This is a genomic window from Exiguobacterium sp. s123 (genome assembly GCF_018617075.1).
GTDB classification, from domain to species: domain Bacteria; phylum Bacillota; class Bacilli; order Exiguobacteriales; family Exiguobacteriaceae; genus Exiguobacterium; species Exiguobacterium profundum.
In genome coordinates, this window is the sequence record NZ_JACSJL010000004.1 from 208,548 (window position 1) to 223,744 (window position 15,197).

At 50.7% G+C, this 15,197-nt stretch carries 14 protein-coding genes; 3 read left to right on the forward strand and 11 right to left on the reverse strand.

The features are described from left to right. Positions 1-15: 15 nt before the first annotated feature. Genes KNO72_RS09085 through KNO72_RS09105 form a run of 5 tightly spaced genes read right to left on the reverse strand, consistent with a single transcriptional unit; the run spans position 16 to position 4,648 of the window. Positions 16-1,062: an EpsG family protein gene (locus KNO72_RS09085; RefSeq protein ID WP_214685937.1), complete on the reverse strand. Its 1,047-nt coding sequence runs from the start codon at positions 1,060-1,062 to the stop codon at positions 16-18. 15 nt (positions 1,063-1,077) lie between these two features. After that, positions 1,078-2,004 carry a glycosyltransferase family 2 protein gene (locus KNO72_RS09090; RefSeq protein WP_214685939.1) on the reverse strand — a complete coding sequence of 309 codons (927 nt, stop codon included), beginning with the start codon at positions 2,002-2,004 and terminating at the stop codon, positions 1,078-1,080. Next, a complete protein-coding gene (locus tag KNO72_RS09095; RefSeq protein ID WP_214685941.1) occupies positions 2,001-3,215 on the reverse strand; it encodes a glycosyltransferase in 1,215 nt (404 codons plus the stop codon). Before KNO72_RS09095 ends, KNO72_RS09090 begins: the two co-directional genes overlap by 4 nt. A gap of 10 nt (positions 3,216-3,225) precedes the next feature. Beyond that, on the reverse strand, positions 3,226-3,924 hold the full coding sequence (locus KNO72_RS09100; protein ID WP_214685943.1) for a CpsD/CapB family tyrosine-protein kinase: 699 nt from the start codon (positions 3,922-3,924) through the stop codon (positions 3,226-3,228). Next, positions 3,890-4,648: a YveK family protein gene (locus KNO72_RS09105; protein ID WP_214685945.1), complete on the reverse strand. Its 759-nt coding sequence runs from the start codon at positions 4,646-4,648 to the stop codon at positions 3,890-3,892. The genes KNO72_RS09100 and KNO72_RS09105 overlap by 35 nt, the downstream gene beginning before the upstream one ends. 397 nt (positions 4,649-5,045) lie before the next feature. On the opposite strand from KNO72_RS09105, the gene KNO72_RS09110 reads away from it, so the two are divergent. Beyond that, positions 5,046-6,947, forward strand: a complete 1,902-nt coding sequence (locus tag KNO72_RS09110; RefSeq protein ID WP_214685947.1) for a beta-glucoside-specific PTS transporter subunit IIABC — start codon at positions 5,046-5,048, stop codon at positions 6,945-6,947. Between the two features lie 43 nt (positions 6,948-6,990). Next, positions 6,991-8,448 (forward strand): 6-phospho-beta-glucosidase, encoded by a 1,458-nt coding sequence (locus tag KNO72_RS09115; protein ID WP_353047375.1) that lies wholly within the window; start codon positions 6,991-6,993, stop codon positions 8,446-8,448. A gap of 59 nt (positions 8,449-8,507) precedes the next feature. Here KNO72_RS09115 and KNO72_RS09120 read toward each other — a convergent pair whose 3' ends face one another. The 5 genes from KNO72_RS09120 to KNO72_RS09140 all read right to left on the reverse strand — a co-directional run bounded on the left by KNO72_RS09120 (position 8,508) and on the right by KNO72_RS09140 (position 13,445). Beyond that, complete coding sequence (locus KNO72_RS09120; protein WP_214685951.1) at positions 8,508-9,470, reverse strand: aldose epimerase family protein; 963 nt, start codon at positions 9,468-9,470, stop codon at positions 8,508-8,510. 36 nt (positions 9,471-9,506) lie between these two features. Then, positions 9,507-10,274, reverse strand: coding sequence for a tyrosine-protein phosphatase (locus KNO72_RS09125; RefSeq protein ID WP_214685952.1), 768 nt, complete (start codon positions 10,272-10,274; stop codon positions 9,507-9,509). Between the two features lie 6 nt (positions 10,275-10,280). Further along, positions 10,281-11,486, reverse strand: a complete 1,206-nt coding sequence (locus tag KNO72_RS09130) for an alpha-amylase family glycosyl hydrolase (RefSeq protein WP_214685953.1) — start codon at positions 11,484-11,486, stop codon at positions 10,281-10,283. Positions 11,487-11,574: 88 nt separating this feature from the next. Beyond that, positions 11,575-12,498, reverse strand: coding sequence for an LCP family glycopolymer transferase (locus KNO72_RS09135; protein WP_214685954.1), 924 nt, complete (start codon positions 12,496-12,498; stop codon positions 11,575-11,577). Between the two features lie 101 nt (positions 12,499-12,599). After that, entirely contained in the window at positions 12,600-13,445 is an 846-nt protein-coding gene (locus KNO72_RS09140) for a YihY/virulence factor BrkB family protein (protein WP_211782305.1), read from the reverse strand. A gap of 126 nt (positions 13,446-13,571) precedes the next feature. Between KNO72_RS09140 and gnd the strand changes: the two genes are divergently transcribed. Next, positions 13,572-14,456, forward strand: coding sequence for a phosphogluconate dehydrogenase (NAD(+)-dependent, decarboxylating) (gene gnd / locus KNO72_RS09145; protein ID WP_214685955.1), 885 nt, complete (start codon positions 13,572-13,574; stop codon positions 14,454-14,456). Positions 14,457-14,495: 39 nt separating this feature from the next. Here gnd and KNO72_RS09150 read toward each other — a convergent pair whose 3' ends face one another. Then, positions 14,496-15,110, reverse strand: a complete 615-nt coding sequence (locus tag KNO72_RS09150) for a flavodoxin family protein (RefSeq protein ID WP_214685956.1) — start codon at positions 15,108-15,110, stop codon at positions 14,496-14,498. Positions 15,111-15,197: the final 87 nt, after the last annotated feature.

Sequence of the window (15,197 nt, forward strand, 5' to 3'; positions counted from 1 at the left end):
CTTCACCTCCTCGTGTTACCAAAAGAACGAATACACCGGCGCTTCGCGAATGAACAAGAGACCGAGCAACATGACCGCCGAGTAATAGACGACGAGTCGTTCCCGCCGCTCGAACGTGCCGACAATCTCCGGAATCATCAACAGCAGGAAGAGCGAGAAGTATTGGACGAGCCTCATCATGGATGGGTTCAAGAACGTCAACGGCAAGAGACAGGCGGCGAGTAACAGCGCATTGAAGAAATGGATGGCAGATGGATTGTTCGCTAGAATTTGATCTTTTCGCCATAATGCTACGAAGAGGACGGAGAGCAACATCAGACTGAAGTTGATCGCCCCGGCGCCGTCCATGGCGCTGTACGTATCGTAACCAGACACTTGGACGAGCAGGTCGAAGAATGGATTCCGAAAGACGAACAATCCGACGATGACCCCGAACATCGTCATCACATACGCCTTGGTCAGTTGCTTGTTCGCTAAAAAGTAGAACGGGAGGAAGATGAGCGCCGACTTATGAATGGTCATGGCTACAAATACGATGAGGAGGAACCACCCGAGTTTACGAGCACGGACGAAGTGATAACCGACGAGCACGACGAGTGCCGTCGCGATCGTTTGACGTAGTCCCGTGACGGCGAAAAATTCGTAAAACAAGACCGAGAAGAGAAGAAAGCTGATGAGTGCCTCGCTTGAATATTTGTAAATGAAATAGCCGAGCGGAATCATGAAAATCATCGCCACGATTACGAGATACACTTGATAGTCCGTGATCACGTATTGCAAAAGACGCTGGAACAAGTAATACCCCGGATCCTCACTTTCCGTGAATAGAATTTGAAAGAAGCGATCCGTGAACGTATGAAGCGGTAGGGCTTGAGATTGAAGGAAGAGCGCCTTATATTGGGCTGTATCGTCTCCGACCGAGATATCTCGAAGACCGGACAAGACAATCCATTGAATCGTGGCAAATGAGACGAACCAACCGCGTCGACTCGGAATGTCATGACGCATCAAGAGCAGTGCCCAACCGACCAACAGCGCCATATTGACTAAATAGATCGTCATCTCCATCCCTCCTTTCTACCGATAGATCAGGTTCGTCATCCCCCGATATAGAGACAGCAGGTTTGAAAACAAGATGCCGTTCCATCGGAGCCACTGATATTCCAGCGGTCCAAAGTAACGAGTCACATCATGTGTCGTTAAGTACTGTTCCCGTACGTCCGCCGCATTTTCTTTGAACGTGTGCTTCAGAATGATAGTGGTCAATTTCTCTCCGTTATCACGCACCTCGACGTCCTGGAGTAGCCGCTTCAGATAGCGATTCGATTCCATCGTGGCTCGATGTGCGATTTTTTTCGTCTGTTGCTCGCCGTGAATCCGTGAATAGACGAGCGGCTCACGCATCACGTAAAAGTCGAACCCATCGAGCGCCAACTCGACCCAGCAGATCCAGTCTTGAATGAAGCGGTCCTCTAACGAAAAACGCCGATGTTCGAACGCTCGTCGCGGAATCAAAAGCGCGCATCCGTTCAAAGTCGACGACAACAATAAGTGACGGAACATGTCCTGACTCGAATAGAATCCGCTCACTTTCCGTTGCACCCGTCGAATCGCCTCCCCCTTTTCGTCAATGAACGCCGTCCCTGTCACGACGATCGTCTGATTCATCGGGAGATGTTGCTCGCGCATCACATCGAGCTGTCGTTCGATCTTTGTCGGCGCATACACGTCATCGTGGCTGAGCCAGGAGAAGTAGTCTCCGCTCATCTCTTCAATTCCACGATTCAATGCACTCGAGACGCCCCCATTCTCCTTTTCCACGTAGCGAATTTGCTTGCCGTAACTTGTGGCAATCGCCGCCGTCTTTCCCTCATCGGTCGAGCCGTCGTTGACGACAATCACTTCAATCGCAGGATGCGTCTGGGCCAAGGCGCTGTCGATACATGTTCGTAAATAATCGCTCCCGTTATAGACTGGGATGATGATGGATACGAGTGGTGTCATAAGGCGTTCCTCACTTTCTCGGTTTGCAGCTCCTCGTACACGTGCAGGTAATCCTCCGCCCGTTCGAATAAGTCGAACCGTTGACGCGCTTCGTTCGCACAAGCGATTCGTGAGATCGAGGCGTGATGGAGACGATCGAGTCCGTCCATCACATCGTTGACCGATCGTGTGGCGACGACGACGCCGGTCCGTTCGGTCACGAGTTCCGGACTGGCCGTGGAATCGAGGACGAGGACTGGCGTGCCGCATGCGAGCGCCTCTGCCGTCACGTTTCCAAATGACTCTTCCTCTGACAGGTTCAACAAGACGTCTGCCGCGGCATAGTACGAAGCCAATTCGCTCGGGTCATGTGTCTCTTGAATGTGAAGCACATTCGCCGGCAGGTCATGTTGTTCTTGCATCTGTCCGACTAAGACGATTTGGTCGGACGGTCTGGCCTTGGCCAACTCCATGAAGGCAGACAGTCCTTTCGCCTCGGTCCAATGGCTCGCCACGCCGAGAAGAATGTGTTGTCCCGTCAACCCGAGGCGTGCCCGAAGTGGGCCTGGCTCTTTCGGCGTGAACGTCTCCAAATCGACCCAGTTGTGGATACGACGAATGATGGACGCATGTTGCAAAATCGAGAAGTGGGCTTCCATCGTGATCCAATCCGACACTCCGACTACTGCCAAGCGAGGGATGGCATCGAACCATTGTCGCTTGTCCGCCAACATCTCTCCGGTCCGGTCTAAAAACCAGCTCGGGATGTCCTTTTTTAAGAGCGGGCACTGTCCACATCCGTCCTTCCAGCGCTCACACCCGACCGCCGTGTAGTGGGTACATTTCCCGGTGAATAGCCAGCAGTCATGGAGCGTCATGACGGTGGCGATGTCCCTTTTCGCCAAATACTCAAACAACGTCTGAAGATGAAGGTAATTGGCGTGAAGATTATGAAGGTGAACCACGTCCGGTCGAAAGCTGTCCATGAAGGCAATCAAGTCAGCGGTCGACCGTTTGGACGTATAACCTTGACGCCCCGTCACGCGGGCATGGAGGGCATGCCGTTTCGTTTCCCACGCCTGACCAACCACCACACTTTTCTCGGTCACTGGTCCGGTCGCATGGGCGATTCGGACGTGGTGTCCATAAGAGGCATGAACGGATGCGAGCTCTTTACACATCCGACCGGTGCTTTTCACTTCGTTGATGGCATTGATGTGAAGAATATTCATGTCCGACACCTCACTCGTATGCGTAGTAGGTGTTCGTATTACGAGAAGAACGCTTGTTGAGGACAAGTCCAAGAAGTTGCGATCCGGTCCGCTCGAGTTGCTCTTTCGCCTTCAGGACGAGCTGACGATCTGAGTTCTCGCAGCCAATCACGAGAATTGTCCCGTCGGATACGTTGGCCAACAGTCGTGCATCGGCGACGTGCATCATCGGAGGCGTATCGACGATCACGATATCAAACTGCTCACGCAACTCACTCAGGAGGTCCGTCATGCGTGACGAGGCGATCAGTTCGGTCGGATTCGGTGGAATTGGACCGGCCGCAAGCAAAGTCAGGCGCGGGATATCCGTTTTTTGAAGCGCATGTTCGAGGGTGACCCGACCGGCCAATACGGTAGACAGTCCCGCATGTGCTGACAACTGAAATGTTTGGTGTGCCGTCGGTTTGCGCATATCACAATCGATGATGACGACATTTTTTCCGAGTTGCGCATAGACGACCCCTAGGTTCGCCGCCGTGGTCGACTTCCCTTCCCCGGACGAGGCGGATGTGATGGTGATCATCTGTAACTTATGACCGACGGACGTGAACTCCAGATTGGTCCGAATCGTCCGATATTGTTCAGAAATCCGTGACTTCGGATTCGCCAATGTGACGAGATCCCGTTTTTTATAATCAAGACGATTGGCGTTCTTTTTTCGACCGAACATGCGAAACGTCTCCTTTCACTTGGGGTGTCGCTTCCTTCACATTTTTCGTTTTCAAATCCCGTCGTTCGATTGTCGGAATCGACCCGATGACCGGCAAGTCCAGCAACCGTTCCGCTTCTTGCTCGTTCCGGATGCGTTTATCAAAGACGTGGCGTAATAGACCGATGAATCCACCTAACAAGAATCCGGCGAATAGACCGATTGCCGTGTTGAGCAGCACGTTCGGTGAGACAGGAGCTTCCGGAATTTCGGCTGGAGATAAAATTCGAACGTTGTCGATGTTCATCAAATCCGGGATTTCAGAAACGAACACTTCACTGATCACATTGGCCGTTTCCGCTGCCACGACCGGATCGTTCGCGGTGACGAACACATTGATGACTTGCGATTCCTCTTCACTTTCTACGGTGAGCGCATCTGAGAGCGGGTCTGGTGCGCTCGGCACCTGTTCTTTGACTTTTTCAAGAACAGCCGGGCTCTTCATGATGACGCGATACGTATTGACGAGTGAGAGCGAGGATAACACTTCCGAACTGTCTACGCGGTTGTCTTCTTGTTGTGTAACGAGTAGCACTTGTGTGGACGCCTCATATTTCGGCTGGATGAATGAAGTGCTCACATAGTAAGCTAAGAGTCCGACGAGAACCATACTCACGAACATCCATTTCTTACTTTTCTTGAGAACTTCCACGAGATCGCCCACGATCGTCGTTTGTTCCTTCATGTTGGTTTCCTCCCTAAAGACAGATTAAATGACCGAAATCAGGCGCAGGTTAACTGTAGTACCTTCTTACCCCCTTCATCTTGATAATTGGAAAGAAGGATTTATCATTTTTTCGCAACATCATGTCATGATGCCGTTCCGCTTTCTTCTTTTACGTTGTAGGGAGGGTCGAAAAACAAAAAAAGTAAAATGTAAGCGTTGACATTTTGAATTGTTGCATGCTACATTTCAATTATCAAATAACAACTGAACGGTATCCTGCGCAGGAATGTTACCTTTAGTGGGCATAACCTGACTCGAGTCGGATGAATGACGTGATTTCACGTTCTTCATTTGACACGGGTCAGGTTTTTTATTTGACGCAAACCAAAATTATGGGAAAAGGAAGGGAACGGACATGAAATATGAACAGCTCGCACGCGATATTATTCAACATGTTGGCGGGAAAGAGAACGTCAATAGCGTCGTCCACTGTATCACCCGTTTGCGTTTCAAATTAAAGGATGAACAAAAAGCAGATACTGAAACCATCAAAAACATGGATGGGGTCGTCACGGTCATGAAGAGCGGTGGTCAATACCAAGTAGTCATCGGGAATCATGTACCGGAAGTGTATAAAGCCGTCGTCGAGGTCGGCGGATTCCAACAACAGTCTCCAATTGAAGAAGAGAACGCTCCAAAGGGATCGTTGTTCAGCCGTTTTATCGATATCATCTCTAGCATCTTCACTCCTGTGCTCGGCGTCTTAGCAGCGACCGGGATGATCAAAGGATTCAACGCCCTGTTCGTCGCACTCGGTTGGCTCGACAATACGTCAGGTACGTATCAATTGTTGAATGCCATCGGGGATTCGCTGTTCTACTTCTTCCCGATTTTCCTCGGCTATACGGCCATTAAGAAATTCGGAGGAAGTCCGTTTATTGGTATGGCCATCGGGGCGTCACTCGTCTATCCGACCTTATCGACGCTGACGGCTGGAGATCCTCTCTATACGGTCTTTGCTGGAACCATGTTCGAGTCACCGATTCATATCACGTTCCTCGGTGTTCCTGTCATCTTGATGACGTACTCGACTTCCGTCATTCCAATTATTATCGCGGCATTCTTTGCAGCAAAACTCGAGAAGTTCTTGAAGACGATCATTCCCGACGTCATCAAAATGTTCATCGTTCCACTACTCACTTTGTTGATTGTCGTACCACTCACATTCATCTTGATTGGACCAATCGCGACTTGGGCAGGGATGCTTCTCGGTAGCGCCACGGTCGCTGTATATAACTTGAGCCCGCTCGTCGCCGGTATTTTCCTCGGTGGATTTTGGCAAGTGTTCGTCATCTTCGGTCTTCATTGGGGGCTTGTCCCGGTCGCCATCAACAACTTGACGTCACTCGGGGCTGACCCGATTCTCGCACTTGTGTTTGCAGCATCGTTCGCACAAATCGGTGCCGTGCTCGCAGTCTTCTTCAAAATTAAAAATCAAAAGATTAAAACGCTCACGATACCGTCCTTCATTTCAGGTATCTTCGGTGTGACCGAACCCGCTATTTATGGGGTGACGCTCCCCCTCAAAAAACCGTTCATCATGAGCTGTATCGGTGGTGCTGTCGGTGGTGGAATCATGGGTGTCATGGGTACACAAACTTATATCATCGGGGGGCTCGGTGTCTTCGGCTATCCGTCCACCATTTCGCCTGAAGGCATCACAACTGGTTTTTATGGTTCACTCATCGGAACGGCCGTTGCTTTCATCGTCGGGTTCGTCTTGACTTACCTCTTTGGCGGTGTCAATCAAGCAGCAACCGCGACACCACAATCAGAAGTTACAACGGTCGCCAAAGAAGTATCTGCGACAACTGTCAGTCAGGAACAAGTCGTTAGCCCGCTTCAAGGAACTGTCGTCCGTTTGAAAGATATCTCGGATGTCGCCTTCTCATCTGGTTCACTCGGTCAAGGTGTTGCCATCGAACCGACGGAAGGGAAACTGATCGCTCCGATTTCCGGTACCGTGTCTGCCCTCTTCCCGACACATCATGCCATCGGGATCACAACGGAATCAGGGGCTGAAATCCTGATCCATATCGGTATGGATACCGTTCAACTAGAAGGGAAGCATTTCAAAGCACACGTCACACAAGGTGAATTTGTCGAAAAAGGACAACTGCTGATCGATTTCGATATCGACGCGATCAAGCAATCAGGTCGTGCGTTGACGACACCTGTGATTGTCACGAACCGAAAAGCACTCTCACCAAACTACGCCTCACATGTCCAGACGGGCGATCCGATTTTCATCATCTAATGAATCAAGTGGGAGGATTTTTCCTCCCACTAATATAGAAAGTGTGGATACGATGAGTTTTCCAAAAGGATTTTTATGGGGTGGCGCCATTGCCGCCAACCAAGCAGAAGGCGCTTATGCAGAAGGGGGAAAAGGTTTAACTACCGTCGACTTGTTGCCGACGGGTAAAAAACGCTTCGATGTCATGTTTGGAGAATTGCCATCATTAGAACCTATACCCGGAGAGTTTTATCCTTCGCATGAAGCGATTGATTTTTTCCATCGCTACAAAGAAGACATCGCTTTATTCGCTGAGATGGGATTCAAGGCGCTTCGCCTCTCGATCGCATGGTCAAGAATCTTCCCGAACGGAGATGACGTGGAGCCGAACGAGGAAGGTTTGCAGTTTTATGATGATGTCTTCGATGAACTATTAAAACATGGGATTGAACCGGTCGTGACAATCGCTCACTTCGATGTACCTGTCAGCTTGATCAAAAAATATGGAAGCTGGCGCAATCGACGAGTCGTCGACTTCTTCGAGACATATGCGAAGACCCTCTTCACCCGCTACAACGGTAAAGTGAAGTATTGGATGACGTTCAACGAGATCAATATGCTACTCCACCTCCCATTCATTGGAGCGGGCATCGTGTTCGGGGACGGAGAAGACAAGCAACAAGTGAAATATCAGGCGGCCCATCATCAACTCGTCGCGAGTGCGAAAGCCGTCAAAGCAGCCCACGAAATCAATCTTGATCTACAGGTGGGTTGTATGCTTGCTGCTGGTCAAACATATGCCTATTCGTGTAACCCGAATGATGTGTTAGATGCAATGGACAAAGACCGTGAATCGTTCTTCTTCATCGACGTCCAATCACGTGGAGAGTACCCGGGATATGCCAAACGATATCTCGAGGAGCAAGGTATTACGCTTCAGATAGAAGAAGGTGACCTCGAACTGTTGAAAGAGCATACGGTCGACTACATCGGCTTCAGCTATTATTCAAGTCGGACGACGAGTACGGATCCAGAGATAAATCAGTCGACCGAAGGAAACATTTTCAGTTCACTTGAGAATCCGTTTCTCGAGAAATCGGAATGGGGCTGGACAATTGACCCGACCGGTTTCCGGATCACGGCGAACCAACTGTATGACCGCTATCAAAAGCCGCTATTCGTCGTCGAGAACGGACTCGGTGCCGTCGATACACCGGATGCGACTGGATATGTCGAAGACGATTATCGCATCGACTATATGGCGAAACATATCGAACAGATGCACGAGGCTATCAAGGACGGTGTCGAGATCATCGGCTACACAAGCTGGGGTCCGATTGACTTGGTGAGTGCGTCGACCGGTGAGATGAAGAAACGCTACGGCTTCATCTATGTCGATAAAGACAATGAAGGCAACGGGACGCTCACACGTTCCAAGAAAAAGAGCTTCGATTGGTATAAGCAAGTGATTGCGACGAACGGGGCGGACGTCACTACTCCTGTTCAAACTACTAAATCTTGATTAAAAAGGAGGCAACCGACTTAAATCGGTTGCCTCCTTTTTGAATGGTAGTGATGGATTTATTCCACCCCAAACCGATACACCGTCCGCGAGTGATAGAGCTCACCCGGTTTCAGTTCGATGGAGGTCGCGATGTCCGGATGATTCGGGGCGTCCGGGAACGCCTGTGCCTCGAGACAAATCGCGCTATGTTTTTGTCGACCATTGAGCGTCACGGGTGTCTCTTCACTCAAGAAATTCCCTGTATAAACGACCATGACGGGTTGATTCGTTTCGACCGTCATCGTCCGTCCGCTCACCGGGTCATGCAATCGAATCGGTTCATCCTTCAAGATAAACGGATGATCGAGACCGCTCGCCCGTTCAATCGCCTCGTCTCCCGACACGAGCGCCTCTCGGACCGGTTTTCCGTCTCGGAAGTCGAACGGCGTCCCGCCCACATCCCGCAACGCTCCTGTCGGCAGCGACTCCGCATTGAGCACCCCGACTGAATCGGCTGGTAGCGTCAGTTCATGGTCGTGGATGGTCGGGCGTCCGCCGAGATTGAAGTAGTTATGATGGTTTAAGTTAATCCACGTCCGTTGGTCCGTCTCCGCTGTCATCGTGATAATCAGTTCATTGTCATCCGTCAGTTCATACAATACTTTAAAGAAGACGTTCCCCGGGTATCCTTCTTCCCCGTCCGGACTGAGATACGTGAACTGGATGCACTGTTCGTCGGCGTCCATCTCCCAGTGACGGGCCGTGATGCCTTTGTCGCCTCCGTGAATATGGTGGGGCGCCTCGCTTGGGGTCAAGGCGACACCTTCGATCTCTGCGTCACGAATCCGTCCGGCAATCCGTCCGACGACCGACCCGAGATAGACCGGGTTTTCTAAGTATTGAGAGACGTCACCATACTTCAAGATGACCGAGTCGAAATTCCCTTTCCGGTCCGGGGCCGTCAGTTCCGTCATCGCACAGCCATAGTCGATGGCGGATAGTGTCATGCCGTTGGCGTTTTGAATCGTCGCTTGTTTCATGCCATCACCTTTCTAACCCGTCATCGGGCAATTGATTTACCACTTCCAACGTCCTCGCCAGTTTTTCTCAGGTAAACGTGGAGGATTCACCGAAATCGGTTCATCCGCTAACATCTCCTCCGTAAAGTGGAGGTGCTGTTGCCACATCTCTTCTCCTAGTTCGTTGATGACTTCCTGTCTTGCTGCTAACCAATTGAAATCACGATGTTCTACGTTATGGGCATCGGAGGCGACGATGTGACTCAACCCGTTACTGATGAACGTGAGCGCGAGCTCCCGGACCTGTCTTCCGAACTGCCCTGTCAAACTGCTTGTCGTCACTTGCGACAGCGCACCTGCTGATACGAGATGGTGCAATTTTTCGGGATGGAGTGCAAACTCTCGATTCCGCTCTGGATGCGCGATGACTGGAACGTATCCAGCCGCCTGCAGTTGAAAGAACAAGGATTCCGTATAAGCAGGCAGACTTTGACTCGGTAGTTCCACCAGCACATAGCGGGACCCGGCGAGCGAGTGTGCCTCCCCAGACTCGAGCGCATCAATCAACTCCCCAAAGATTCGAATCTCTTGCCCGACATACAAGGTCAAGGGAATCTGTTCCTCATCGAGTCGTTGTTGTAGATGCGCGACTTCTTTCGTGATGTCATGATGCTCCGTCTCGAAGTACGGATGATACGCGTGTGGTGTCACGACAATCGACGTCACCCCTTCTTCGACTGCACGCCTTGCGAGTTGCAGGGACGCTTCCATCGTACGTGGTCCGTCGTCTACCTCAGGCAACAAATGACAATGTACATCAATCATGAGGATTCACTCTCCAGTGTGTGTTTGTTTTAGCCAAACGTATTCATATGGGCGAAGCGTCACATGGCTCATCCATTCTTCTGTAAAGAGACTCGTTCCTTCGCAATCCGTCTGTACCGTCTCTTCACTCATGTTCGTCAATAACAGGAGAGACTCTTCTTGGTGCTTCCGCTTGACGGCGAATACGCGGCGATCGAGACGTACGATTTCTTGGTCGGTATACGGTGAAAAGGCAGGTTGGAGTCGTTTCACATTCAATTGACTCAATATCCCTTCATAGACACGAAGTCGATTTGGATCACGCTTCAACGCTCGAACGAGGTCTTCTTGTTCAATCGGTTGCGTCACCCCAAATAAAGTTCGGTAATCAATCAACGGAATCCCTTGAAGCGACAACAATACACTGTGGGCTGCGAGAATCACATCTGGGTTAGTGTCCATCAGATTTTTCTCAAACGGATCACGTTCCGCCGAAGAGAGGAAGTTGAAATAGGTTTGATCGGCTCTCAGCGGATGCACCTGACTCGCCCAATCGCTCAAACGTGTCACATCTGCCTGCGCAAACGCTAAAATCACATGGCTGGATAAGTCGAAATGGCAGACGACGTCCGCCTCCGCCTCATAGATGAGGGCAGAATCCACACGCTCATTGGCGATAATCAGTTGCGCATTAGGCTTATACGCATGCATGATCGTCCGCCACAGCTTGAGGATGTGTTTGACTCGTTCCGGCTCCATTCCACGAAACGACTCGACATGGACGCGGATTTTCGTCGCTCCGTACGCTAGACGTTCGATCAGTTCATCCGTTACGGTGACAAGGTCGAATTGCGCCTCATTCCATGCTTCAGGCGTCATCTCGTAAATCAAATCGAACGTGTCGGTGAAACGTCCTAAGTCTTCGAATAGTTGCACCCGCGAGTCGATCGCCGTGTCCTGTTGTTTCGATTGATATGGGAAAATAGAGACGAGATAAAGATCACTCACCGTCGTTTGGACGTGATCGGCTAACCATTGATGGAGCGCCTCGAGGTTCGCTCGACCGTCCGTCAGAATAAACCCGGCATCCATCAACAAGACGTTTGTTTTTTCAGACGGACGCTCATGGTCATGCCAACGATGATCCGACCACTTTTCAAATAACTGCTCCCACTTTTCTTGTGAGGTCTCCCCGAGTTCGTGAAGCACCTCTTCAATCGCTTCCCATTTCATGACTCATCCCTCCTTGGCATCTCTTTATTTCTCCCACTTTCCGTCCCCTTTGAAACACAAAAAAACTGTCCGACTTGAGTCAGACAGCTTACTCCATCAATCGTTGCAACTCTTCCTGAACGCCATTCAACGAAGTAGAATCCGGATTCCAGTAATAGATCCCGTCCCCCGCTAATCCACCCGCCCCCTCGAGCCGTAACACACTCGCATTGCGGAACGCGTTCATATAGTCCGTCGACAATGAGACGAATTCATTGAGTTCGATATTCGTCTTCGCCTGATCACCGACGACCTCCAGTAAGGCAGTGACCTTGTCGAGCGAGAAGTCCGTCCGTCCTTTTTCAATGATGGCGGCGACGACATCCCGCTGACGTTCTTGACGACCGAAGTCACCGTTTGGATCGTTATAGCGCATCCGCGTATAATCGAGTGCCGCCTCTCCGTCTAGCGTCACTTCACCGACGGGAAACGTGTAATCTTCTGTCGAGAACGCGAATTTATTCATGACCGTGATGCCTCCGAGTGCATCCACCACGTCGCTGAATGCCTCCATATCCGTCTCGATGACATAATCGATTGGGATGTCGAGGAAATTCTCGACCGTATTCATAGCCATTTCGGCTCCACCGAACGCATAGGCATGATTGATCTTATCGCGCGTCCCTTTCCCAACGATTTCGGTCAATGTATCCCGAGGAATCGAGAGCATCGCGCCTTCATCCAGTTCCGGATTGAGTGTCAGCACGATGATCGAGTCACTTCGTCCCTGTTCGGTCCCGCGTCGGTCGATTCCAAGCAAGAGAATGGAAACCGACTCTTTGCGTTCAATGGTCTCGACCTGTTTACGCTCTTTGCTGATGTTCAAGTTGTCATTCACTTGTGCGACGGTGTCATCGACTTCTTTTACCATTGACCAGACGAACGCGCCACCTGTGATGAGCACCAAGGCCATGACGCCTGCTACAACCCCTAGTACGATTTTCCACTTTGATGGTTTACGATGTTTCGCCATGTGGCCACACCTTCTTCCGTGAAATAGTACTAGTTTATTCCCATGCCACGGGTTGTTTTAAAGCATGTTCACAAAGAATAATCACAATATCCCTTTTTTTGTTATGGGAAATGGGTCCGGATCGGTTGACGGGTCATATGGTAGGGCCAGGCTGCATTGATTTCTGCCCCGATCAGCATCGTCGCCGCCGTCAGATAGAGCCAAATCTGTAGCAGGATGACCGCACCGATCGTGCCATACGTATCCCCGAGAATCGAGAAACGTTCGACATAGACGCTGTATCCGGTCGACAGCAATTGCCACGAGATGACCGCAAACACGGCTCCGGGAAGTGTTTCGATGAAGCGCACTCTCTGCTGTGGCGCGATTTTATAAAAGAGCGAGAACGCGATGATCAAAATGATGGTCGAGACCGTATAACGCGTCACCGTCGACAAGCGGTCGAATTCTTCAACTTTTGGATAGAGGGCATAAATCAGTTCGACAAACTCTTGACCGAATAGATGAAACACGATCAAGATGACCGCACCGATACTCCCTGCTAAAATCACGAGCAACCCGATCAACCGTCGGAAGATATAGCCACGCGCTTCCGTCTCCCCATATGCGAACACCGTCAGCTTGACGAGTCGTGCCGTCCCGTTCGAAGCAGACCAAAACGCGATGATGGCACTGACCGATAACAATCCACCGTTCAAGTTTCCGCTCACATCATAGACGATAGATAACAGCTCACGCACACTTGAACCGGGAATGAGCGTTTCAATCTGCTCGATGAGAAGCGCGTCATCGATTTGAAACCATGCCATCACGGCGAAGAGGACGACAAACGTCGGAAAGATGGCTAAAAACCAAAAAAACGCCAGTGTGGCACTATAATCATTAATGTGATGGTCTTTGAATCGATGCCTGACGTCCACGGCCAGTCGAAACATACTTTCAAACATCGCCACCCTCCTCTCATCACTTCTACTTTTATATCATTCTACATCTCGGGCAACCTGTCCTTTTGAGCAATCGTTATTTCGGGTATGCCCTATAGAGGACCAAATCTTACAAATGGGGTGGAACGAATGGAAATCGGTATGATCGGACTTGGTAAAATGGGCCTCAATTTGGCTCTGAATTTGACAGACCATGGGCATCGTGTCGTCGGGTATGACCCGGGAAACGTATCGACGAGTCAATTTGAGACGAAAGACTCTTTGCAGGAGGTCGTTTCCACGCTTCAGGCCCCTCGCGTCGTCTGGGTGATGGTGCCAGCGGGTGACGTGACCGAGCACGTCTTGAACGACTTGCACCATCTCCTCTCCCCAGGTGACATCGTCATCGATGGAGGAAACTCGAACTATAAGGAGTCGATGCGACGTTCCGAGCACTTTAAAGAAAAACTGATCTATTTCTTCGACGTCGGGACGAGTGGTGGGATGGAAGGTGCCCGTCACGGAGCGTGTACGATGATTGGAGGCGACTTGGAAGCGTTCGGAAAAATCGAACAGCTCTTCCAAGACGTCTCGACCGACCACGGTTATCTGTATGCGGGACCAAGTGGAAGTGGTCACTTTTTGAAGATGGTGCATAATGGGATTGAGTATGGGATGATGCAGGCGATCGCAGAAGGGTTCGAAGTGCTTGAGAAGAGTCCGTTCGACTATGACTATGAAGATGTCGCACGTGTGTGGAACCACGGCTCGGTCATTCGCTCGTGGCTCATGGAACTGACGGAGAGTGCCTTCTCGAAAGATGCGAAGCTCGATGACATCCGTGGGGTCATGCATGCGTCCGGTGAAGGCAAGTGGACGGTCGAGACGGCACTCGAGTACGACGTCCCGACGCCCGTCATCGCGCTCTCCCTTATGATGCGTCAACGTTCGCTTCAAGACGATACGTTCTCAGGTAAAGTCGTTGCCGCATTACGAAATGAGTTTGGTGGGCATGCGGTGGAGAAGAAAGAGTAAATCATCAAGGTCTCGACCAACATCGGTCGAGACCTTGATTCATTCCATCGTATTCCCTTCTGCCGGAATGGGATGGTTTTTAAGCATTCTCGCAAAATGAACGAGGTTATATGCCATCGTCTTGCCATGAGACTTCGTGAATTCATTTTCTCGTCCAGCATCGAGGTACGAGTCACCCGGTCCCGCTTCTCCGACCCAATATGTGTCGACGTTCGGTGGCACGGTGAAACCGATGTGGGACAATCCATATAGAATCGAAGCACAGGCGTGTTTCGCCCCATCCTCGTTCCCCGTGACGACGACTCCACCGACCTTGTTGTAGTAAATCGCCTGTCCTGATTTGTTCGTCAGTCCGCTACCGCCATATAGCCGTTCGATCACTTGGGTGGCGACGCTACTCTTCTCCCCGAGCCAGAGTGGTGTCCCAATCACGACAATATTCGCGGCCTTCACTTTCTCAAAAATCTGTGGCCACTCGTCCCCACCCCCTTCATCTTCCGTCACACCGAACTTGACGTTGTAATCAACAATCCGAACAATCTCTGATTCGACGTCGAGCGCATCGAAGTGCGGGATGATGTCACGAATCAATCCTTCCGTATGGGACGTCGTGTCTCCACCTTTTAGCGAACAGTTCAAAAACAAAGCTTTCATCCAATCCCTCCTAAGTAAATGACGTTCCATTAGGTGTTCCCGTTCGCTATCCTTTCTAATACAAAAAGAGACGACCATCGTGTGATG

Excerpts from the sequence above, each read along its gene's own strand:
- KNO72_RS09085 (WP_214685937.1), bottom strand. The coding sequence starts at position 1,062 with ATGACGATCTATTTAGTCAATATGGCGCTGTTGGTCGGTTGGGCACTG.
- KNO72_RS09090 (WP_214685939.1), bottom strand. The coding sequence starts at position 2,004 with ATGACACCACTCGTATCCATCATCATCCCAGTCTATAACGGGAGCGAT.
- KNO72_RS09095 (WP_214685941.1), bottom strand. The coding sequence starts at position 3,215 with ATGAATATTCTTCACATCAATGCCATCAACGAAGTGAAAAGCACCGGT.
- KNO72_RS09100 (WP_214685943.1), bottom strand. The coding sequence starts at position 3,924 with ATGTTCGGTCGAAAAAAGAACGCCAATCGTCTTGATTATAAAAAACGG.
- KNO72_RS09105 (WP_214685945.1), bottom strand. The coding sequence starts at position 4,648 with ATGAAGGAACAAACGACGATCGTGGGCGATCTCGTGGAAGTTCTCAAG.
- KNO72_RS09110 (WP_214685947.1), top strand. The coding sequence starts at position 5,046 with ATGAAATATGAACAGCTCGCACGCGATATTATTCAACATGTTGGCGGG.
- KNO72_RS09120 (WP_214685951.1), bottom strand. The coding sequence starts at position 9,470 with ATGAAACAAGCGACGATTCAAAACGCCAACGGCATGACACTATCCGCC.
- KNO72_RS09125 (WP_214685952.1), bottom strand. The coding sequence starts at position 10,274 with ATGATTGATGTACATTGTCATTTGTTGCCTGAGGTAGACGACGGACCA.
- KNO72_RS09130 (WP_214685953.1), bottom strand. The coding sequence starts at position 11,486 with ATGAAATGGGAAGCGATTGAAGAGGTGCTTCACGAACTCGGGGAGACC.
- KNO72_RS09135 (WP_214685954.1), bottom strand. The coding sequence starts at position 12,498 with ATGGCGAAACATCGTAAACCATCAAAGTGGAAAATCGTACTAGGGGTT.
- KNO72_RS09140 (WP_211782305.1), bottom strand. The coding sequence starts at position 13,445 with ATGTTTGAAAGTATGTTTCGACTGGCCGTGGACGTCAGGCATCGATTC.
- gnd (WP_214685955.1), top strand. The coding sequence starts at position 13,572 with ATGGAAATCGGTATGATCGGACTTGGTAAAATGGGCCTCAATTTGGCT.
- KNO72_RS09150 (WP_214685956.1), bottom strand. The coding sequence starts at position 15,110 with ATGAAAGCTTTGTTTTTGAACTGTTCGCTAAAAGGTGGAGACACGACG.